Below are 20,772 nucleotides of genomic sequence, written 5' to 3' on the forward strand. Positions count from 1 at the left end.
CCGGCGAACTCGACCTGTGGAAGAACCTGGCCGCCGACCCCAGCACCGGCAACCTCACCTACACCGCCTACCCGGTCGCCACCGGGTGGAACACCAGAGCCGCACTGACCCTGCAGGCCGCCGACGCCAACCGCGACGGCATCCCCGACCTGTGGGCTGTCTCCGCAGGCGGGACGGTCACGGCCAACCTGTTCACCAACCTGTCCACCACCACCCCGGCCACCCTGTCCCGGATCACTGAGACCCTCGCCACCAACTGACGAATGATGAAGGGCGTCTCGACCACCCAGGACACTGCTCCCTCTGCGTGGACCTGAACGCCTGCCTTCAAGGCCTCTTGGTAGCCGGATGAGCCATACCAATCCGGGTGCCAAGAGGCCCTGCTGGCCTTCCCGGTCGGCCTCCTGAACAGCCAAGTAATTACCGCATCAACAGGGGTTGACCGAGCTCAAGGAGGGGGCCGCGTGCCAGACCACTGGATGTCGGACCACCGCCCTCGACAGGAGCTGGGCCAAGGGGTCATCGGGACCGGCGGTGGCAAGGAAGCAGGTGACCGGGCAGCAGGCGGAGCGCGAGGACGGCGGCGACGAGGTAGAGCAGTGCCGAGCCCAGCGCGACGGTGTGGAAGCCGTGTACGAAGTGCGCGCCGCTGCCGGGCCGGCCGGCGACGGCACCGGCCACCGCGATGCCGATCGCACCGCCGGCCTGGCGCGCGGTGTTGTTGATGGCCGAGGCGAGTCCGGAGCGTTCGCCGGGCACGGCGGCGATGGCAGCGGCGACGACGGCGGGGGTCAGCAGGCCCAGTCCGACGCCCCACAGCAGGAACGCGGGCAGCATGGTGCCGTAGCCCGACGACGGCGTCACCCGGGTCAGCAGTGCCAGCCCCGCCGCGGCGAGGAGCAGCCCGGCACCGGCCGGCAGGCGGGCCCCGGTCCAGCCGGTCAGCCGCCCGCCGAACGGCGCCAGCACGGCCAGCGGCGCGAACAGCGGGACGATCGCCAGCCCCGCTTCGAGCGGTGGGCGATGCTGGAGCGACTGCAGGAACAGCATCAGGACGAACAGCGTGCCGAGGGTGCACAGGTTCATCGTCCCGGCCGCCGTGTTCGCCACGCTGAATCCCGCGCGCCGGAACAGTCCGAGCGGCAGCATGGCCCGATCCCCGCGGCGCCGCTCGACGAGGACCAGCGCGACGAGCGCCGCCAGGGCCACGACCACGGTCGCGACGACCGGCGCGGACCCGGCGCCGGAGCGCCCGCCCTGGATGAACGCGAACGTCGTCGCCAGCAACAGCAGGCTCCCCACCAGCAACCCGGGCAGATCCAGACCCCTGGTCTGCGGCTCCCTGCACTCTCGGACGATCGCCCCGGCCCAGACCAGGGCCGGCAGCACGATCGGCACGTTGAGGAGGAAGATCGCACGCCAGCCGAAGGCGTCGACCAGCGCCCCGCCCAGCAGCGGCCCCGCGGGCAGGGCGAGGCTGCCGATGCCCGCCCACACGCCGATCGCCCTCGCCTGCCCGGCCCCCTCGGGGAAGGCGTCACTGATGATCGCCAATGTTCCGGGCAGCAGCAGGGCGGCTCCGATTCCCTGCACGACGCGGGCGGCGACCAGCACCGCGACACCGGGGGCCAGGCCGCAGGCGAGCGAGCCCGCCCCGAAGACGATCAGCCCGATCAGCACGATCCGTTTGTGGCCGTGCAGATCGCCCAGCGTGCCGGCGGTGAGCATCAGCGACGCCAGCGCCAGCGCATAGCCGTCGACCACCCACTGCAGGCCGCTCACGTCGGCGCCGAGCCCGGAACCGATCCGTGGCAGCGCGACGTTGACGATCGTCACGTCGAGCAGCACCAGAAAGTAGCCGACGCACATCACGACCAGTACGGTGCGCGGCGAGCCGGCCTTCCCGGCCCGGGGCACCGTACGCCGCAACAGACTCACAGCGGCACCGGCCACCCCGGCTGCGTACCCCCCGGAAGACGCAGCCATTCCCTCCTCGGCTCCGGTCAGCAGGAGAGGAGCCGGTCGTCCCGGCGAAGGTTCGCCCCGCCCCGGAGCAGTGCGTTCTCCATGACCACCGCATCCCGGCCGGTGCGCACCGCGCCGTCCTCGGCGGATGCAGCCAGCCCAGTACTCGCCGGCCGGGCGGGATGCCGAATCCGTACCACGCCAGTCCGGCGAGGAGCGACACCACCGCGGCCGAGGCGATGACCACCGTGTGCGTCTGCCGCACCTGCCCGCGGTGGCCGCCGCGACGCAGCAGGTACAGGCATCCGATCGCCGGCCGGACGGGGCATGACGATTCGCTCCCCTCGTACGCATCCACACTGTTCGGCTCGGACCGCTCGAGTGCGCCGCCCGCCCCCGCCGCCGTCGCGGTCGGCAGGGGCCGTGAGACACGCGGGCTGTCGGACGCCGGCCTTCACGTGTCATCGTGGCGGTCATGGCGATCGACGTAGACGTGGCCGTCCTGGTCGGGCTGCAGGCTTCCGGAAAGTCCACCTTCTACACGCGGTGCCTGTCCGGTCAGTACGCGCTGGTCAGCAAGGACCTGTTTCCGCGGGGCGCCAAGAACAAGCAGCGGAGGCAGATGCGACTGGTGGAGGAGCATCTGGTGGCGGGGCGGCCGGTGGCGGTCGACAACACCAACCCCTCGCCGCAGGAGTGGGGCACGCTGGTGGAGCTGGCCCACACGCACGGGGCGACGGTCACGGCCTACTGGTTCCCTCCGGACGCGGCCGGCTCGCTGCGACGCAACGCCGCACGTGAGGGCCGTGACCGTGTCCCGGACGTCGGCGTTCTCACCACACTGAAGCGGCTGCGCAAGCCATCGCCGGCGGACGGATTCGACGAGGTCCGGGAGGTGCGGTTCGACGGGCGGGGAGGCTTCGACGTACGGGGATGAGGTCGCCGCTCCTGGGGATCTCCGGCGAGCAGTCCACGAAGAACGGGCCGACGACGTCGGAGAACGGCACGAACTCCTGCCGGCGGTCGGTGGTGATACGACCGGCCCGGTGAGGAGTGGATCGCCCGCCGCCATTCGGCCTCGGGCGGCCAGACCTCGCGGACGAACGCGTGCAGATGCGGGACCAGGGCCTGTATCAGCTCCCCGAGCCGGGGATCCGGGCGCGGCGACGGCGGCTGCCGCCGGGCGAGCCGGGCCGGGCCGGGCGGCGACGGGGTGGGCGAACGTGTCCGCGACGGCAGTCCGGGCCCGGGCCGCCCTACGCGCGGCCGTGGCGGCTGCCTGGGCGGTTGTGTCATCGCTCCGGCGACTGCGATCGACGCCGCGCGCCGGGCGAGGAAGCCAGGGGGGCACGCCGTGCCGACCACGGCGTACGCGCGTTCTCCACCACGACACCACCCTCCAGACCGGTATCGACGGCGCAGCCACGGTGGCGGGAGGGAATCAGAGGGGCGCGTGCAGCGTTTTGGGGGAACACGGGGAATAGATAGAAGCACCTCGGGGCGTAGGTCGGGAGGTGAGCGGGTACGGGCACTCCCTTCAGCACCCAACTGTCGGTGCCGGGCCTGTCGCCGGTGCGCGGTCTCGGCGCCGAGGCCGGCCGGGCGGCCGTACGCCTGGTCAGGCTCCCGGTCGATATCGCCGTGGAGGGCGTGGAGCAGCTGACCGGATGGATCGGTCACGCCCGGCCCGCGCGGCCGACGGAGTGGAGCAGGCCACCGTCGGCCGACGCGACGGTCCCGGTGCTCCTGGTCCACGGCCTGGCCGACCGGGAGTGGGTCACGTCCTCCCTGCGGCGTGGCCTGGACGGCTGCGGCGCGGGTCCCTTCGTCACCGTCAGCTACAACGCGCTCAGCCCGGACATCCGCACGGCGGCCAGGGTTCTCGGCGACCAGGTGGAGACGGTCCACGCCCGCGGTGGGGCCCGGCCCGTGGTCCTGATCGGATACAGCCTGGGCGGGTTGATCGCGCGCTACTACGTGCAGCGCCTCGGCGGGGACCGGTGTGTCCCCCTGCTCATCACACTGGCGACCCCGCACGCGGGGACCGCGACGGCACTGCTGGCTCCGCCCCATCCGCTGCTGCGCCAGCTGCGGCCGGGCAGCGATGTGCTGACAGAGCTCGCCGGGCCCGCCACCGGTTGCCGGACCCGGTTCGTGGCCTTCTACAGCGACCTGGACGAGGCCGTCGTACCGGCCGCCAGGGGCCGCATCGACCATCCCCACCTCAAGGCCCGCAACGTGCTCGTGCCCGGTGTCGGACATCTGACCCTGCCGCTGCACCAGCCGGTCATCGATCAGATGCGCTCCCTGCTGACCGCCGCCGGCCAGGCCGTGGCCGCCGCGTGATCTCCGCCTCGCCCGTGACATCGGCTCCGCCCGCCCGTGACATCGACGACGAATCGGAGGACGCTGGGACGTAGGGGGTAGGAAAGAACGTAGCCGGTAAGAACGTCAGCACCTGTGCGGACCGACACCATGGCCTCTTCACCCAGCCCCAGTGGCGCGACCATGCGCCCCTATCGCCCCGAGGACGAGCCAGGGGTGCAGGAGCTGATCGATGCGGACCGCCTGCCGGGGCAGCAGCGCTGCACGCCGGAGCAGCTGGCCGCCGCGCGGAGCCGTCCGCTCGCCCTGGCCGGCTGGGCCACGTCGGCCCGGCCGGGTATCGGCGTCCTCGCCGACGCCGACGAGCGCCCCCGCGGCGTCGTCGCGTACGTGTCCTGGACGGATGCCCGCACCGGCGTGATCTGCTGGGCCTACGGCCGCGAGGATCCGCCCGTGCTGCGTGCCCTCCTCGGTCACGCATGCGCCGAACTCGCCCACTGCCCGAAGATCGACGCGTTCGTCGGCGCCCCGCCGGGGCCACTGGGGCCGGGCGGCCTGCCCCGTGTCCGTCGCGCCGTGACCCATGACGCTCTGGTGGAGGCCGGATTCACCGGCCGTTGCCAGGGTGCCTACCTGTACTGCGCGCTACCGGGCGAGCCGTCGCCCGCCAAGCTGGTCGCCGACGTCTTTCCCTGCGAAGTCCCTCCCGGGCACCGGCTGATCGTCCGTGACGGGGCCGAGCCGGTCGCGGAGGCGGTGGTCGGTGCCGGACCCGGCCGCACCGCCACCGTGTACTGGATCGAGACCCGTCACACCCACCGTCGCCGGGGCCTTGGCCGCAAGCTGCTCGGCCAGGCCCTGGCCCTGCTGGCCGAACAGGGTGCCTGCGAGGTCGCCCTCGTCATCGACGACATCCCGGACCGTACCCCGGAGGGCGAGGCCGCGGCCGGGCTCTTCGGCTCCTTCGGCTTCACCCTTGTCGACCGGTTGTGGACCTACCGGCGGCAGCACCCCCGAGCCCCGCGGCCGACCGTGTGAGTCCGGCGGCGCGACCGCGGGGCCGTCCAGCGGGGCAGCGCGAGCCGCACCAATCAGGCGGGCACTCGCTCGGCGGCCTTCTCCGCGGCCTTGAGGACCGTGGAACGTGCCTGATGGCGCCGCTCGTACTCCAGAACCCGCCGGCAGTGCCTGGGTTCCGCGTCATTGAGCCGCTTGACGACCTCCTCCGCGGTCATGCTGTCGTAACCGGGCCAGGGCACCGGCCCGAGCAGGGCGGCGATCCGGCTCAGGACAGCCGGGCGGCCCGCGTGGGAACGCTCGTAGGCGCCGACCATGGCCAGGTCCGTCTGCGCCAGGTGCGGCAGCCGGTCGATGATCATCCTGGTGCTGAGCCTGCGGTAGTCCGGGATCGGCAGCTCGACCTCGCTGATGAGGGCTCCCCGCGGGGCGCCCTGGAGCCGGTCCGCACCCGGCATGCGCTCAGCCGTCTCCCGCAGCCAACTGCTCCACTCCCGCACCGCCAGGGCCGCACCGCCCACACCCGATCCGTCCGTGGTCTCGCTGGCCGCCACCGCGGCTTCGGCGTGCTGCTCGAGAGCGTCGGCGAGCTCCTCCAGCGCCTCCTCGTCGTCATGGCGGATGGAGCCGAGCAGCTCGGTGGTGACGCCGTCCCCGGACTCCTGGGCGATGCGTTCGGCGGCCCGGCAGACGGCCAGGGCCAGTGCGGTGACGGCGTACTCGTCCTCGGCGTTCTTCAGCAGCCGCAGCTGGGTGGCCGTTCCCCGGCCCCGGAACACGGCGGCCGGAACCGACATCGCCATCTCGAGGGGCAGCCGGGCCGCATGCCCGGTGAGCTGCCAGGCGCCTCCGAGGACGCTCTGCATCATCCCGCGGGGGTGCAACGTGTCCAGGCGTTCGTCGATGCGGTAGACGTGGCCGCGGGCGTCGCCGAGGCGGCGCTCCAGGACATCCCGGTGTTCACCGGGGGGCGTGACGGCGAGGTGGGCCTTGAAGCGGTCGGCGAGCGCCGCCTTGGTCTCACGGACCTCGCGCAGCGCCGGAACGAGCAAGTCTGTGGCTACGGACATCAAGGTTCCTTCGGGTGCTCGGTGCTCGGGAGGAATCGGCCGGAAACCGGCCCCGCCCCCACCGTGCCCCGAACCCGCCACTCCCGCATCCTCCGCTCCGGCGTACGGGAGCGGGCACAAGCGGGGGCCGGTTCCTGGACTTGGCGCCAAGGCCTAGGTCCTGGCGGTGCTGCGACCGGGGAAGGCGGTGGCACCGCGTGCCCTGCGCCGGTGTCGGTGCGCTGAGCCATCCGGGGCTCGTCGGCTACGTGGTGATCCCCTCGCGGCCCGCTCCGCCGCTCGGCGCTGCCGTCCCGTCGCTCTTGCGTGCCGTGTACTGCTGGTAGAGCCGTTGGATGTCGTGTGCGGTGATGATGCCGTCCAGGCGGGAGCCGTCCATGACCAGGACGGGCAGCCCGCCGTCGGTGCCGAGCCGTGCCAGGACTGCGGTGAGCTGCTCGTCCGGTGCGGCGATGGTGCACTGGGAGACGGGTGTCGCGAGGTCCCGTACGGGACGCGCCTGCTGCTCGCCGGACGGACCGACGATCAGCCGGCGCAGCTGTACGACCCCGCTCGGCCGGCCTTCGAAGTCCAGCAGCGGCAGCACCGAATGCCGTGTCCGGGCGGCCACGTCGGAAAGGAAACGGTCCACGGTCAGCCAGTCGGGGCCGGTGTCCACCGGACTGGTCATCGCGTCGGCCACCCGCACCCCGCGCACGGCCAGGGCCAGCTGCGCCCACCGGCGTTCGGCCGCGGCGGCGCCCGCCACGAACAGCGCGACGACCATCAGCCACAGTCCGCCCGTCATACCCCTGGCGAACGCGAGCCAGCCCACCACGGCCAGAGCCATGCCGATGATCTGTCCGGTGCGCCCGGCCGCGCGCTGGGCCCGTTCGCGGTCGCCGGTGCGCCACCACAGCGCGGCCTGGAGCACCCGGCCTCCGTCGAGCGGAGCGGCGGGCAGCAGGTTGAAGACACCCAGCAGCAGGTTGGTGCCGCCGAGCCAGCCCAGTACGACGACGGGGAGTCGCCAGTCGAGTGTCGCGTGGACCCCTGCCGCGGCGCCGACCGCGGCCCCGCCGAGCAGCAGGCTGGCGAGCGGCCCACTGACGGCGACCGCGAACGTCGTCCGCGCCGTGGCGGGCCGGTCCATCCGGGTCACTCCGCCCAGTGCCCACAGCGTCATGTCCTGCACCGGCACCCCGGCCCGCAGGGCCATGAGCGCGTGTGCCGTCTCATGCATCACCAGGCTGGCGAGCAGCAGGAGAGCGCCGGCAACCCCGGCCGTCGCGTACGCGAGGGACGACAGACCGGGTGCGTACGCGGGCAGCGTCCGGTCGGCCAGACCGTACGCGAAGAGCAGCATGACCAACGGCACGCTCCAGTGCGCGCGCACCGTCACACTCCGCACACTTCCGATCCTGATCGAACCCTTCATCGCCCATCTCACCACCGACGGAGTGACGCACACGGCCCCACGCCGTGGAGCGTCCCCCTCCATGCTCCATCGGGTACCCGTCGACCGGAAACGCCCCCACCTGGCGCCGCGTGTGCTCGTCCGGGACGGCGAGCCCGGCGACGAGGGCCCGAGGTGACCTGACCGGTCCCCGATAAAATGGACGAGTCGAGAACGTCCGCTCCGCAGCAGGGCGCGAAGTCGCCCGTCCGCTCGAGGCCGGGGCGGCCGACCTGGGGAAAGGGCAGCGCGATGGCCAGACAGATCGCCTATCGCAGAGTCTACGAGGAGACCTCACCGCGGGACGGGAAGCGCGTGCTCGTCGACCGGGTCTGGCCACGGGGCATGCGCAAGGAGGACGCGCATCTGCACGAGTGGCTCCGTGACGTCGCCCCGTCGAGCGACCTGCGCAAGTGGTACGGCCACGAGCCCAGCCGCTTCACCGAGTTCCGCCGCCGCTATCTGGCAGAGCTGCGCGACACGGAGCACCGCGAGGCGGCCGAACATCTGCGCGACCTGGCAGCACACGACAGGCTCATGCTGCTGACCGCCACCAAGGACGTGGACCACAGCCAGGCCGCTGTCCTGGCGGAGTGGCTGGCCGGGAAACGGTAAGGGCGGTTTGGCCCCTTTTGTGGCGCTCACCGGTGGGCCGCTCTCCGGCGAGGCCGGGACCGGTGGCCCCTCATCCGCCGCCGTCTCCCTGCGCAGCATGGAGCGTGCATCCTCCCACCGGGCGAGAGACGGGCTGACCATGTACCCGAACGACGGTTTCCGCGAATTCGGTCGTGGAGAGTGCCTGCGCCTGCTGGCGACGGCTCCTGTCGGCCGTATCGTCCACACGCGCAAGGCGCTGCCCGCCGTCCTGCCGGTCAATTTCCGTCTGGACCACGACGGCGCCGTCGTGCTGCGCACCGCGGCGGCCTCGGAACTGGCCCGCGCGGTCGACGGCGCGGTCGTGGCCTTCGAAGCGGACGCGGTCGATGCGGTCGCGCAGGCCGGCTGGAGCGTCGTCGTCACAGGTCGCGCCGAGGTCGTGACCGACGAGGCCGAGCTGAGACGCCTGGACCGTATCGGCCTGTGTTCCTGGGTGCCCTCACCCGAGGAGGTGTACGTGCGCATCGAGCCCGAACTGGTCAGCGGGCGGGAACTCCTCGCCGGCCACACGATGTACGGCGTGCACCTCTCCGCGTGACTGCGGTGCGCAGCTGCAACGGAGGCGATCAGGCGACCGTGGTCAGGCGGAGTCGGACTCCTCGGCCGTGGTGAGCCTGGCACCGGTGATCAGATCGGGGTGGATGCGCACCGCGTAGTCCATGGTCCGGTTCACCCACGGCTGCAGCAACGCCTGGTAGCGGGCCAGTTCCCCGGGATCGGTCACGAGGTGGGCATACCCGGTGACGACCACGCTCCACCCCAGATGGGTGTGCGGGTCGATGGCGTCGGCCTCGTAGGCGACGACGACGCCCGGTGCACCGGCCTGACGGGTGCGTGAGGTCAGGGCCGCACCCTCATGGGTGCGGATGACGATGTCGCCGTCGTCCAGGACGTGGTTGACCGGGCGGACGGTGGGCAGTGCCTGGCGGGTGAAGACGATCCGGCCGAGGGAGACACTCCCCAGCAGCCGCAGTGCCTCGTCGCTGTCGAGCTCGACGCTGCGGCGCGGCCCCGGGGGAACGGTCTGGACGTTGTCGATGGTCATGGCGGGCTTCCGTACGGACTCGCTGCTCACTGCGCTGTGTCTCCGGCCGACGTGGCGGGGTTTCCACGCGCCCTGCCGCCGTTGGGACGAGCGATGTACCGGTACGGCATGTGCGCTGTCCTCCTGGTCGCGGGCGGCTGTCCGTCCGCGGCGGCGGCGAGCCCGAGGCCACGGACAGATCGATCGGGTCATTGGAACGGCTCCGGGGCCCCGCACACCAGGGCCGTTCGGCCCTGTTTCCTCGGCCGGGCGCACCGTGCGCGAGCAGGATCCGGGACAAGCCCCGCCGCCCCGCTGAGCTGCCGGCCGGCGTCCGGTTCAGGGAGCCAGGCACCCCTCCCGCCCGGCAGAACCTCCTCGATCACCTGCCGGCGAATCTCCTCGTCCGTACGGAGGAAGGACCGCAGCAGGCCACGACGGGTGGCGATGCCGAGGATGCGGTCCTCCCCGTCCACCACAGGCAGCCGGTCGACCCGATGACGCTCCATCATCCGTGCCGCGTCCGACACGCGTTGCTCCGTGAACCGTGACCGCAGGGTCCGCCATGACCTCTCCCGCGGCCGCGGCCGTCGATCCACGCGTCGAGCGCCTCGGACCGGGCAACGCGAGCCGGCGTCCCCGGCCAGTTCGTGCCCGGGCCACCCGTCCCGGCGCGAGGTCGGTGCCCGGACGGCGGCGCGCGGGCCTCCGGCGCCCCTGGGGCTGTCATGACAGGGTGAAATCAGGGCCGACCGGCCCTGGTCCGTGGGCCCGGAAACGAGAAGGATCTCGGTGGGCGGGGTCGGTCCTGTCCATCGGCGGACATCGGTGCGGAACGCAGAACAAGGAGTTTTCGATGGCGGACGGCGAGCAGGACAGCACGATCCGGGTCTTCCTGCTGGACGACCACGAGGTGGTGCGGCGCGGCGTGCGCGACCTGCTGAACGACGAGCCCGACATCAGCGTGGTCGGCGAGGCCGGCACGGTGGAGCAGGCCCTGGTGCGCGTCCCCGCGCTGCGCCCGCAGGTGGCCGTGCTCGACGTACGCCTGCCCGACGGCGACGGCGTGACCGTGTGCCGGGAACTGCGCTCCCGGATGCCCGACCTGGCCTGCCTGATGCTGACCTCCTTCGACGACGAGGAGGCACTGCTCGACTCGATCATGGCGGGCGCGTCCGGCTACGTCCTGAAGCAGATCCAGGGCTCGGACCTCGTGTCCGCCGTGCGCACCGTCGCCAGCGGCCAGTCCCTGCTCGACCCGAGCGCCACCACCAAGCTGATGGCCCGGCTGCGCGGCGGTGAGCAGCAGGAGGAGGAGCCGGACGAGCTGCAGGGCCTGACGGAACGTGAGCGGGAGATCCTGGCCCTGATCGGAGAGGGGCTGACCAACCGCCAGATCGGTCAGCGGCTCTACCTTGCAGAGAAGACGGTGAAGAACCACATCTCGCGGCTGCTCGCCAAGCTCGGCGTCGAACGGCGTATCCAGGCCGCCGTCATCGCCACTCAGGTCCACGACCGGCAGCGGCAGGAAGGATCCTGAGCCCCGGAACCGCCTCCCCTCGGGAGCCGCTACCGTGACCCCCGGCCGGAACGACGGGCCGAGGGTGCGCGAGGGGCTTGGAGGACACACTGGTGGGAAGCACCGAGGGCACGCAGGTGCGACTGCCGCAGCTGCGGCTGGACGAGCTGCTCGCAGAGTTGCAGGCGCGCCTGGACGCGGCGCGCGGTACTCGGGACCGGGTGCACAGCCTGCTGGAGGCCGTCCTCTCGGTGGGCCGGGAGCTGGACCTCAAGCAGGCACTGCGCAGCATCGTGGAAGCGGCCGCCGTTCTGGTCGAGGCCGAGTACGCGGCCCTCGGCGTGATCGGACCGGACGGGAAACGGCTGTCGGACTTCCTCACCGTCGGCGTCAGCGAGGAGCAGATCACCCGGATCGGACCCTACCCCGAAGGCCACGGCATCCTCGGCCAGTTGATCCGGCACCCCGAGCCGCTGCGGCTGGCCAAGCTCTCGGAACACTCCGCTTCGTACGGTTTCCCGCCGGGCCATCCCCCCATGAACACCTTCCTCGGCGTACCGATCCGGGTGCGCGACCAGGTGTTCGGCAACCTGTACCTGACCGAGAAGCGCGGCGGGGCACAGTTCGACGAGGAGGACGAGTCGGTCCTGTCCACCCTTGCCGTCGCCGCGGGCGTGGCCATCGACAACGCCCGCCTGTACGAGGAGTCCCGGCTGCGGGAACGCTGGCTGCAGGCGAGCGCGGAGATCACCCACAGCCTCATGTCCGGCAGCGGCCGCGGTGAGGCCCTCGGACTGATCGCCGAACGGGCCCTGGAGATCACGGACGCGGTGCTCGCCGTGGTCGCGGTGCCCATGGAGGACACCGGCGCCCTCACGGTGGAACTCGCGATCGGACAGGAGGCGGAGGGCCACAGCGGCCTCGTCCTTCCGGTCGACGACAGCCTGATCGGCCGTGCCTTCGCCACCGCCGCGCCCGTCAGCAGCCCTGATGTGTCCCGCGGCGATGGGGACTCGGCCGCTCCGGCACGCTTCACCGGACTCGGTCCGGCCGTCGCCGTCCCGATCGGAACCGGCGAGGGCGTGCGGGGCGTGGTGCTGCTGGTCCGTGCGGCGGGCCGGACGGTGTTCACCGGCAAGGAGACCCAGCCCCTGCAGGGATTCGCCGCGCAGGCGGCCGTCGCGATGGAGCTCGCGCAGCGCCGGCAGGACGCCGAGCAGATCAGGCTGCTGGAGGACCGCGACCGTATCGCCCGGGACCTGCACGACCTGGCCATCCAGCGGCTGTTCGCCACCGGCATGACCCTGCAGAGCGCGGGCCGGTTCATCGAGCACGCCGAGGCCTCGGAGCGGGTGCTGCGCGCGGTGGACGACCTGGACGAGACCATCAAGATCATCAGGTCGACGATCTTCGGTCTGCGGACGCGTGAGGGCGCCGACGGTCCCGGCCTGAGGACCCGGGCGGTGCGCGTGGCCGGCGAGGCGGCACCGGTGCTGGGCTTCGCGCCCAGCCTGCGCATGGAGGGCCTGCTGGACACTCATGTACCCAAGGAGGTCGCCGACCACGTGGTGGCCGTCCTCTCGGAGGCCCTGACCAACACCGCCCGGCACGCGCACGCCGACCGCGCCGAGGTCGTACTGACGACCGACGGCCGCGAGCTCTGCCTCACCGTCTCCGACAACGGCGTGGGAATCCGGCCGGAGGGCCGCCGCAGCGGACTGCGCAACATGGCCGAACGGGCCGAACAGCTGGGCGGGGACCTGACGTTCACCGGCCCGCCCGACGGCGGCACCACGATCGTCTGGCGGGTGCCGGTCTCGGAGGGTTAGCGGCGCCGGCTCGACGTCGCTGCGGTCCGCCCAGACCGTGGCCCCGGCACACGGCCCGGCCGCGGGCCGGGTCGTCCTGGCACAGGGAACGTACGGCCGTGGCGTCGAACTCGCAGGCCCCGCACCCGGGTCGTCGCCTCGGCGCCCAGGTGCGGCAGGTGCGGTGCGAACAGCCGGGCAGGGCCGGCGAGTTCGGCCGGCGACAACCGCCCTCGCCCGTGTGCCGACGACAACGGCCGTCGCCCCTGTGCCGACGAGGGCGACGGCCGTCGTGCGAGCGTCGTGCCTCCCCCGACACGAGACCCGCGCGGACGTCCTTGCCACTCGTGGGGGACCGCGGGAAGGAGTGCCCCACCTCTTCGGAGTCGCAAGGACGCGGCACCGCAGCCTGGTTGACGTCGTGTCCCGAGAGGACTGCCGCGGTTGCTGCCTACGAGAGTGGAACCGGGACGGGTCGCCGGGAAGAGGGCCGACCGGCCCTCGGGGCAGGGTCTGAAGACCCTCCTGCGACACCGGCCGGACCCATCCGCGAGCGACCCGCACAAGGAGCTTCCCCATGCTGATCTTCCCCATGCTGTCGTGACGCGGCCGTGACCGGTTGTGTGGCTGGTGGCACGATCCGTCACGGATCACGGCCCACAGGACCGTCGTACGCCGCGGAGGTGGGGCAGCGCCGACCGGCTCGCGACTACGCCGGTCTGGCACCGGCACCACGCGACTCCGGGCGCGTCAGCGGCAATCTCGGCAGACCACGCCGCTTCCACCGGCGCCGGGTGGTCGCCTCACCCGCGCCGGAGCGGGCCGTGGAGACCGGCACCCTCCACGACCTGCTGAACTGCGGTGCACTGGTGAGTTCCCCGCCGGTTCGATGGGCCCCGAGGCCGAGGCCGCCGCCCGCTTCGTCGAGCGCGTCGGCGGCCTGGCCGCGATCGGCGCCCTGGGCGCGGCGTACGAGATCGTGCACGGCCGCTCGGGCACACTGATGCGCCCGGACCTCACGGCCGGCTGAGCACGCTGCAGTGGCTGAGTCCGGCTCGCACACCAAACAGCCCGCCGGGCAGGGACGTTCAGCCCACCCGATGGAGACCTTCGGCACGCGGCGGGACGCCGTGCACCGGACGAGAGTGAGTGAGGGACGAGGGGCAGCGGTCCCTGCCCGCGCAACCCCTGAACACGACGCTGGAATCGGGTTTCCCGATTCAGGAGGTGGAGATCATGCCCCGCACCATCACCGTGGGTCTCGACGGCTCGCCCGAGTGCCGCGCCGCCGCGGAGTGGGCCGCCCGCGAGGCGGAGCTGCGCGGACTGCCCGTGAAGCTCGTCCAGGTCTGGGAGCCGGCACCGGCCCCGACGGCGCACGCCCCGTTCCTCGGCGCCGAGACCTATCAGCACTGGAGCGAGCGGATTCTCCGGGAGTCCGCCGAGGGTCTGCGGCTGCGCCACCCCGATGCCGAGGTGAGCACGGAGCAGCTGAGCGGTTCGCCCGCCGAGGCCCTGGTCGGCGTGGCGAAGGACGCCGAACTGCTGGTCCTCGGCTCGCGCGGGCTGGGCGGGATCGCCGGTTTCCTGGTCGGCTCGGTCGGACTCGCGGTCGTGGCGCACGCCGAGCGGCCCGTCGTCCTGGTCCGGGCCGGTGAGCAGGCCGCGGACGAGCACGAGACGGGCGCGGCCGGTGTCCGGTCCACCGCCACCTCGTTCCGCCCGGTCGTCCTCGGACTCGACCTCGGCAGCCCCGACGAGACCGTGATCCGGTTCGCCCTCGACGCCGCCGTCCGCCGCGACGCGCCGCTGCGAGTCGTACACGGCTGGAACCCGACGCCGTACCACGCCTACGGCATGGCGCCCGACCCCGGAGTCCAGCAGTTGCTGGCGGACAGCGACGCCGACGCGCTGACCGAGGTGCTGGCCCCCTGGCAGCAGAAGTACCCCGACGTCCAGGTCGTCGCGCAGTCGCGCTTCGGCAGCCCGTCCAACCTCCTGATCGACGCCTCCCGCGAGGCCTCGCTGGTGGTCGTCGGCCGGCGCATCCGCCGGGCTCCCGCCGGTGCCCACGTCGGACCCGTCACTCATGCCGTCCTGCACCACGCCACCGCCCCCGTCGCCGTCGTCCCGCACGACTGACCCACCCCGAGGAGCAGACATCATGAAGGCAGCTGTGGTACGAGCCTTCGGTGCACCCCTGGTCATCGAGGAGCGCCCCGATCCCGAGCCCGGCGTCGGCCAGGTCGAGGCCGTCGGCGAGGGGGTCACTCACCTGACCGTCGGCCGGCGGGTCGCCGTGCCCTGGCCGGTCAAGGCCTGCGGGCGCTGCGAGCACTGCCTGTCCGGCTGGGATATCGGAGGCCTCGGCCACCTCGCCCTGCAGTGCGCGGCGATCGCCGGTTCCACCGTCGCCGCCATCGGCGTCACCGACGACAAGCTCGTACTCGCCAGGGAACTCGGCGCCGACCTCGTCATCGACGCCCGCAAGCAGGATGCCGGCCAGGTACTCAAGCAGCACGGTGGCGCCCACGCCGCGATCGCGCTCGCGGTGAACGACGCCGCGTTCGAGGCGGTCGACTCCGCCGAGGTCTTCCAGCTGCACGCGGCCGGCCGGACCCGGTTCGTCCACGACCTCGGGATGGAGGGCTGACAGCGATGGACCTCCCGATCGTCGTCGGCGTGGACGGCTCCGAGCCGAGCCTGCGGGCCGTCGACTGGGCGGCCGACGAGGCCGCCGTGCGCGGGGTGCCGCTCCGCCTGGTGTACGCCTCGCTGTGGGAGCGGTACGAGGGTGTCTCCCTCGCCGCGGACCTCGGCAAGCCCTCCGAGCAGCTGATGGCCGAGGAGATCGTGGCGACCGCCGAGCGGCGGGCCCGGCGCCGGCAGGCCGACGTGAAGATCTCCACCGACGTACTGCCGGAAGAGCCCGAATACGCCCTCGTACGGGAGAGCCGCACCGCCTCGGCTGTCGTCCTGGGCTCCCGCGGCCGGAGCGGAACCGCCGAGGCGCTCCTCGGCTCCGTCAGCGTGACGGTGGCCGGTCACGCGCACTGCCCGGTCATCGTGCTGCGCGGCAGCCACGACGACCAGGCACGGTCCGGGGTGCGCGGCCGCATCGCCGTCGGTGTCGGCGGGGACGCGGGGAGCGCGGCGGCCGTGCGCTTCGCCCTCGAGGAGGCGCGGCTGCGCGGGGTGCCGCTGGACGCCGTACGAGCATGGCGGTGCCCCGCGCACGAGAGCAACGACAACGGCCGCTGGTCGGGCGACGCGGCCCGACAGCATGAGCAGCGGGCCGCGGCGGTGCTGGAAGCGGCCGTGCAGGACGCCCCGGCCGATGTCGAGACGCACCGGCGTACCGTCGAGGGCCCCGCCCGCCAGGTGCTGTCGGCCGTCTCGGCGGAGGCGGACCTGCTGGTCGTCGGAGCCCGGCGGCGAGAGGGCCACTACGGCCTCCAGCTCGGCCGTGTCGCCCACACGGTGCTGCACCACGCCGCCTGCCCGGTCGCCGTCGTACCCCAGCGGGCGTGACGGCGGCGACCGGCTGCTGAGAGGCTGGCCCGATGCGATCGGCCTCGCCGGTACGACACGGCGGGCGAGGAGGAGCCGGCGGAGATCCCCGTCGCCGTGTCCGACGGACTGCACCACCGCCGGGTGGGCACCCTGCTCGTGGAGCTTCGCGCACCAGGACGGCGTGATGCCTGGCCCACGGAGAACCACATCCACGGGTCCAACGGGCCTGGGGGAGACCTTGCGGCCCCTGCCCGCCGGGTGGCCGTGGCTCGACGCCGGCAGTACCGAGCAGACCGAAGCGCAGGAGGTGCGCACCATGCTTTCGCCGGTCATCGCTGGAGTTGACGGATCGTCGGAGAGCCTTGCCGCCGCCGAGTGGGCCGCCCGCGAGGCGGTGCGCCGGGACCGACCGCTCCGACTGGTGCACGCCTGGCACCGGCACCCCCACCGGACGGGCGGCGAGTCCGCGAACGCCGCGCAGCGCCACCCGGCGCGCCGTGCCCTGCGCCAGGCGGAGGAACGCCTCCGCAGCGCCGTACCCGACGTCCGCCTCACCGACCGGCAGGTCGAGGGACCGGCGACCGCAGCCCTGCTGAAGGCCGCCGAAAAGTGCGAGCTGCTGGTGCTGGGCTCCCGCGGCCTGACCGGCTTCACCGGGCTTCTGGTCGGCTCGGTCGCCCTGGGCGTGGTCGCGAGGGCCACCCGTCCCGTCGTCCTCGTCCGAGCGGGGGAGGAGGCCGAGGACGAGCACGTACCGGATGCCGACGGCAGCCCGTCCACCCGGACCGGATACCTGGACGTGGTGCTCGGCATCGACCTCGCCGACCCCTGCGACGAAGTGATCGAGTTCGCCTTCGAGGCGGCCCGGCTGCGGCACACCCGGCTCCGCGTGGTGCACGCCTGGCAGCCACCGTCCGCGATCGGCCTCGGCCCCGGCGACATCGCACTGGTCGACGAGCCCCAACGGGCCGAGGAGTGGCGGGGGTTCCTGTCCGCCGTCCTGCACATGTGGCGTGAGAAGCACCCCCGGACCGAGGTCCTGGAGACCGTCGTGGAGGGCAGGGCCTCCATCGCGCTGGTCCGGGCCGCCTCCGCGGCGAGCCTCCTGGTCGTCGGCCGCCGCCTGGCCGAACGGCCGACGCCTCCGCGCCTCGGCCCCGTCACCCATGCCGCGGTCCACCACGTCCGCTGCCCGCTGGCCGTCGTCCCCCACACGTGAGCGTGCCCAGCCGGCGCCGAGGTGCCCGGCGTCCGGGCCGATGGACCCGGCTGCCCGAGCCCATCGGCCCTCTCCACCCCGGCGGCCTCGGCCTACGGTGGACAGGCGATCGCTTTGTTCCGGCGGGAGGAGTGCAGGTGGAGATCATCGCGTACGGCGTTCTCGCGGACGAGGAGCCCTTGCTGGGGGAGGCGTTCGACAAGGCGTTCGCCGGCCGGCACGAACTGCGCTGTCTCGGGCTGTTCCTGGACCGCGACACCGTCCCGACGGCCGCGGGCAACGAGGTCGTCCTCAGCAGCGTCAACGACACCCTCGACGCCGAGGTCCTGCGCGCCCTGGCCAAGGGCGGCACGCGGATGATCGCCCAGCGGTCCACCGGTTACAACAACATCGACCTGACCGCAGCCAAGGAACTGGGGCTCACGGTCGGCCGGGTCTCGTCCTACTCGCCGTACTCGGTCGCCGAGTTCGCCTGGACACTGGCGCTGGCGGTCAACCGCCGGATCGTCCGGGCCGCGCACCGCACCCGGGAGTTCGACTTCCGGCTCGACGGGCTGATGGGCCGCGACCTGCGCGGCCGTACGGCCGGGGTGGTGGGCACCGGCAGGATCGGAGCGGCGTTCACCCGGATCGCCCACGGATTCGGGATGCGGATGCTGGGCTGGGACATCGCGGAGAATCCCGACTGCCTCGCCCTCGGGATGGAGTACGTCCCGCGTGAGCGGCTGTTCGCCGAGGCGGACCTGGTCAGCCTGCACGTGCCACTGCTGCCGGAGACCCGTCACCTCGTCGACACCACGGCCCTGGCACTGATGAAGCACGACGCGATCCTGGTCAACTCCAGCCGCGGCGGGCTGGTGGACACCGACGCCCTGCTGGAGACGCTGCGCGCGGGCCGGTTGAGCGGTGTCGGCCTCGACGTGTACGAGGAGGAGGCCGGCGTGTTCTTCCTGGACAAGTCGCTGGAGGTGATGACCGACGAACGCCTCGCACGGCTGATGACCTTCAGCAACGTCCTGGTCACCTCGCACCAGGCGTACTTCACCAGGGACGCCGTCGGACAGATCGCCCGGACCACCATGGCCGACATCGAGGACTACCTCGCCGGCCGCTCCGGCGACAATGTGCTGGTCGGCCCCGGCACAGCCTGAAGCGCGTGGGTCAGGAACGTGCTCGCGATGCCGCCGAGCGCGGCGGCGCGCTGGGGGTGCCCGTCGCAGCCGGTGTCCGCGAGCCGGGGCGCGCCGAGCCGGCAGCGGTCGCGCCCTGCAGGATCAAGTCGGCGACGGCGTCGGGACGCGCGATGAGCGACACATGGCAGGAGTTGATCTCCACGGTGTGGGACTTGGCGCGTCTGGCCTCGAAGCGTTCCTGGTCCGGGTTGATGGTCCTGTCCTGGCGGCTCACGAGAGCCCAGGAGGGGATGTTTTTCCAGGCGGCGACCTTGGCGGTCTGCGAGAACGCGGTCGTCGCGGCCGGGCGCTGGGTGACCCCGAGCAGGTTCGCCTGGCTCATGGGCAGGCAGGCAGCGAAGACCGGGTGCACCTTGTCCCGCTTGAGGTACAGATCGGCCCCGCCGGCCTCACCTGTTCGATAGGGCACGGAGGTGGTGGCGGTGGCGATCGCACTGGGGAACCGGGCGGCCAGCGACATGCCGCTCTCCCCGACGTCGGGCATCTGCGCGGATATGTAGACCAGTGACTTCACCTCCGGGTTGCCCGCCGCGGCCGTGCTGATGACGGCGCCGCCGTAGGAGTGGCCGACCAGGACGATGGGACCTCTGATCGACTGCAGTACCGAGGCGATGTATGCGGAGTCGCTGTACAGACCGCGCAGCGGATTGGCCGGGGCCATGACCGTGTAACCGCGACGTTCGAGTCGTTCGATCACTCCGTTCCAGCTGGAGGAGTCTGCGAACGCGCCGTGCACCAGGACGATGGTCGGCTTCCCGCCGCTCGCACCGGCGTCACCCGCCAAGGCAGGGGTGGTGGTCGTCGCGCACAGGGCAGCGGCGCATCCCGCCGTCGCGAAGCGGAGGGGCAGTGTGCGGCGCAGTGAGCTCAGGACCCTTACCGTCATGCCGTTCTCGCTTTCGCTGGGACTCCTGGGGCATCTCAGCGTTCACCCATGGGCGGGGGGCAGGCACGACAGCACCGTCCAACCGGGTGAATCCGGTGCGGCAGCAAGGTGACACCGGGTCGCCGAGGGTGTGCGTCAGCGATGGGCGAGGGTGCCGGCAGGAGACCTCCGCCTGTTCGACTCCCGGCGCGGTCCGGTCACCCACCTGGACGAGCGTGTTCACGACGGCCTCGGGTGCCCCGGCTCCTGCGTTCATCCTTCTTGCGGGTGAAGGAACTTCACGGCTTTGCGGGCCAGGACGGCAGTGAAGTGTTCACGTGCGTCGGGGCGCAGTCGTGCCAGGGTGACCATGCCGGTGATGACGACGTCGGCGACCTCGTCCTGGACGTCTGTCCATGTGTGGCTGTGCCCCTTTCGGGGATTGGCGCCCCGGGCACCGATGACGGCCTGTGCGGCCTCGCCCACCTCCTCGGCGAGTTTGAGCACTTGCAGGGTCCATTGCTCCTCTGGTCGGAGGCCGTTCCCGGTGTCGAGGTGGCTGAACGTGTCGGCCAGACGCCGGATCGTGTCCCAGGCGTCGGTGGCTGTGGCGCGCGCGTGATGCTCGCGGGACTGCGGAGGCACAGCGGTTCTGCGCATGAGTGCCGGATCGCTGACGAATCCGAGTGCCTCGTACAGGGGCCTGGACGCCTCACTGGCGTGCAGTTCGAAGAGGGTGATGCCCTCCTGCTCCAGGTCGCCGAGGAGTGCCGTGAGGGCGGCCTTGGCGTAGCCACGGCGTCGGTGGCCGGGTCGGGTGGCCACGGCCTGGATGCGTGCGGCCAGTCCCTGCGGGTACCGGGGCGCGGGCAGCACGGGGCTGACCAGGGCCAGGGCGCAGCCGGCGAGTCCACCCTCGGGTGCCTCGACGACGTAGGCCCGGGCATCGCCACCAGGCTGGAGGCGTTCGGCCAGCTGGTCTCGGCACAGGGCCAGCCAGGCCGAGTCGAGCGGTCGGGAGAGGATCAGATCGGATCGCAGGCGGGTGATGCCTTCGGCGTCGGCGGGCGTGGCACGGCGGGGGGTGGTCACGGCATCGCTCCTTGTCGTATCGGCGCTGGGTGAGGCGGCAGCGGGGCCACCGTCCGGTTGTCCGTGCGGT

20 protein-coding genes and 2 pseudogenes are annotated in these 20,772 nt (G+C 72.4%); 15 read left to right on the forward strand and 7 right to left on the reverse strand.

Annotated elements, in window-relative coordinates; translation table 11 throughout:
• On the forward strand, nt 1–260 hold a 260-nt coding region (locus tag ACWDEN_RS06705), incomplete at its 5' end, for a hypothetical protein (RefSeq protein WP_450857653.1).
• Between the two features lie 259 nt (nt 261–519).
• Here ACWDEN_RS06705 and ACWDEN_RS06710 read toward each other — a convergent pair.
• On the reverse strand, nt 520–1,986 hold the full coding sequence (locus ACWDEN_RS06710) for an MFS transporter (protein WP_450857655.1): 1,467 nt from the start codon (nt 1,984–1,986) through the stop codon (nt 520–522).
• Between the two features lie 454 nt (nt 1,987–2,440).
• On the opposite strand from ACWDEN_RS06710, the gene ACWDEN_RS06715 reads away from it, so the two are divergent.
• The 3 genes from ACWDEN_RS06715 to ACWDEN_RS06725 all read left to right on the forward strand — a co-directional run bounded on the left by ACWDEN_RS06715 (nt 2,441) and on the right by ACWDEN_RS06725 (nt 5,328).
• Entirely contained in the window at nt 2,441–2,902 is a 462-nt protein-coding gene (locus tag ACWDEN_RS06715; RefSeq protein WP_450857657.1) for an AAA family ATPase, read from the forward strand.
• A gap of 617 nt (nt 2,903–3,519) precedes the next feature.
• The gene (locus ACWDEN_RS06720) at nt 3,520–4,311 is read left to right on the forward strand and encodes an esterase/lipase family protein (protein ID WP_450857659.1); all 792 of its coding nucleotides are present in this window, start codon (nt 3,520–3,522) and stop codon (nt 4,309–4,311) included.
• A gap of 129 nt (nt 4,312–4,440) precedes the next feature.
• Nucleotides 4,441–5,328 carry a GNAT family N-acetyltransferase gene (locus ACWDEN_RS06725; protein WP_450857661.1) on the forward strand — a complete coding sequence of 296 codons (888 nt, stop codon included), beginning with the start codon at nt 4,441–4,443 and terminating at the stop codon, nt 5,326–5,328.
• A 53-nt stretch (nt 5,329–5,381) separates the two neighbouring features.
• Here the strand turns inward: ACWDEN_RS06725 and ACWDEN_RS06730 are convergent, their stop codons facing one another.
• Both ACWDEN_RS06730 and ACWDEN_RS06735 read right to left on the reverse strand, forming a co-directional pair.
• On the reverse strand, nt 5,382–6,377 hold the full coding sequence (locus ACWDEN_RS06730) for a hypothetical protein (protein WP_351607920.1): 996 nt from the start codon (nt 6,375–6,377) through the stop codon (nt 5,382–5,384).
• 244 nt (nt 6,378–6,621) lie between these two features.
• Nucleotides 6,622–7,794, reverse strand: a complete 1,173-nt coding sequence (locus tag ACWDEN_RS06735; protein ID WP_351607923.1) for a site-2 protease family protein — start codon at nt 7,792–7,794, stop codon at nt 6,622–6,624.
• A 270-nt stretch (nt 7,795–8,064) separates the two neighbouring features.
• Here ACWDEN_RS06735 and ACWDEN_RS06740 point away from each other — a divergent pair, with 270 nt between their 5' ends.
• A complete protein-coding gene (locus tag ACWDEN_RS06740; RefSeq protein WP_450857663.1) occupies nt 8,065–8,427 on the forward strand; it encodes a DUF488 domain-containing protein in 363 nt (120 codons plus the stop codon).
• 139 nt (nt 8,428–8,566) lie between these two features.
• Nucleotides 8,567–9,007 carry a pyridoxamine 5'-phosphate oxidase family protein gene (locus tag ACWDEN_RS06745; protein WP_351607929.1) on the forward strand — a complete coding sequence of 147 codons (441 nt, stop codon included), beginning with the start codon at nt 8,567–8,569 and terminating at the stop codon, nt 9,005–9,007.
• A gap of 42 nt (nt 9,008–9,049) precedes the next feature.
• Here the strand turns inward: ACWDEN_RS06745 and ACWDEN_RS06750 are convergent, their stop codons facing one another.
• Together ACWDEN_RS06750 and ACWDEN_RS06755 are read right to left on the reverse strand one after the other, a co-directional pair.
• Complete coding sequence (locus ACWDEN_RS06750) at nt 9,050–9,514, reverse strand: pyridoxamine 5'-phosphate oxidase family protein (RefSeq protein WP_450857665.1); 465 nt, start codon at nt 9,512–9,514, stop codon at nt 9,050–9,052.
• Between the two features lie 188 nt (nt 9,515–9,702).
• Nucleotides 9,703–10,023: a CBS domain-containing protein gene (locus ACWDEN_RS06755; protein ID WP_450857667.1), complete on the reverse strand. Its 321-nt coding sequence runs from the start codon at nt 10,021–10,023 to the stop codon at nt 9,703–9,705.
• A 326-nt stretch (nt 10,024–10,349) separates the two neighbouring features.
• Here ACWDEN_RS06755 and ACWDEN_RS06760 point away from each other — a divergent pair, with 326 nt between their 5' ends.
• From ACWDEN_RS06760 to ACWDEN_RS06800, 9 genes and pseudogenes are all read left to right on the forward strand, one after another.
• Nucleotides 10,350–11,033, forward strand: a complete 684-nt coding sequence (locus ACWDEN_RS06760) for a response regulator transcription factor (protein ID WP_351607935.1) — start codon at nt 10,350–10,352, stop codon at nt 11,031–11,033.
• 92 nt (nt 11,034–11,125) lie between these two features.
• Nucleotides 11,126–12,841: a sensor histidine kinase gene (locus ACWDEN_RS06765; RefSeq protein ID WP_450857669.1), complete on the forward strand. Its 1,716-nt coding sequence runs from the start codon at nt 11,126–11,128 to the stop codon at nt 12,839–12,841.
• Nucleotides 12,842–13,504: 663 nt separating this feature from the next.
• Nucleotides 13,505–13,611, forward strand: a pseudogene (locus ACWDEN_RS06770) (transposase); the annotation flags it as partial.
• 56 nt (nt 13,612–13,667) lie between these two features.
• A pseudogene (locus ACWDEN_RS06775) lies at nt 13,668–13,850 on the forward strand (carbamate kinase); the annotation flags it as partial.
• A gap of 206 nt (nt 13,851–14,056) precedes the next feature.
• Nucleotides 14,057–14,962 (forward strand): universal stress protein, encoded by a 906-nt coding sequence (locus ACWDEN_RS06780; protein ID WP_450857671.1) that lies wholly within the window; start codon nt 14,057–14,059, stop codon nt 14,960–14,962.
• Nucleotides 14,963–14,984: 22 nt separating this feature from the next.
• Nucleotides 14,985–15,473 carry a zinc-binding dehydrogenase gene (locus ACWDEN_RS06785; protein ID WP_450857673.1) on the forward strand — a complete coding sequence of 163 codons (489 nt, stop codon included), beginning with the start codon at nt 14,985–14,987 and terminating at the stop codon, nt 15,471–15,473.
• A 5-nt stretch (nt 15,474–15,478) separates the two neighbouring features.
• Entirely contained in the window at nt 15,479–16,351 is an 873-nt protein-coding gene (locus ACWDEN_RS06790) for a universal stress protein (RefSeq protein WP_450857675.1), read from the forward strand.
• 298 nt (nt 16,352–16,649) lie between these two features.
• Entirely contained in the window at nt 16,650–17,552 is a 903-nt protein-coding gene (locus ACWDEN_RS06795; protein ID WP_450857677.1) for a universal stress protein, read from the forward strand.
• Nucleotides 17,553–17,689: 137 nt separating this feature from the next.
• The gene (locus tag ACWDEN_RS06800) at nt 17,690–18,703 is read left to right on the forward strand and encodes a 2-hydroxyacid dehydrogenase (protein WP_450857679.1); all 1,014 of its coding nucleotides are present in this window, start codon (nt 17,690–17,692) and stop codon (nt 18,701–18,703) included.
• A 10-nt stretch (nt 18,704–18,713) separates the two neighbouring features.
• Here ACWDEN_RS06800 and ACWDEN_RS06805 read toward each other — a convergent pair whose 3' ends face one another.
• Nucleotides 18,714–19,631: an alpha/beta fold hydrolase gene (locus ACWDEN_RS06805; protein ID WP_450857681.1), complete on the reverse strand. Its 918-nt coding sequence runs from the start codon at nt 19,629–19,631 to the stop codon at nt 18,714–18,716.
• A gap of 252 nt (nt 19,632–19,883) precedes the next feature.
• Complete coding sequence (locus tag ACWDEN_RS06810; protein ID WP_450857683.1) at nt 19,884–20,702, reverse strand: GNAT family N-acetyltransferase; 819 nt, start codon at nt 20,700–20,702, stop codon at nt 19,884–19,886.
• Nucleotides 20,703–20,772 lie beyond the last annotated feature (70 nt).

The organism is Streptomyces sp. NPDC001153, assembly GCF_053598315.1.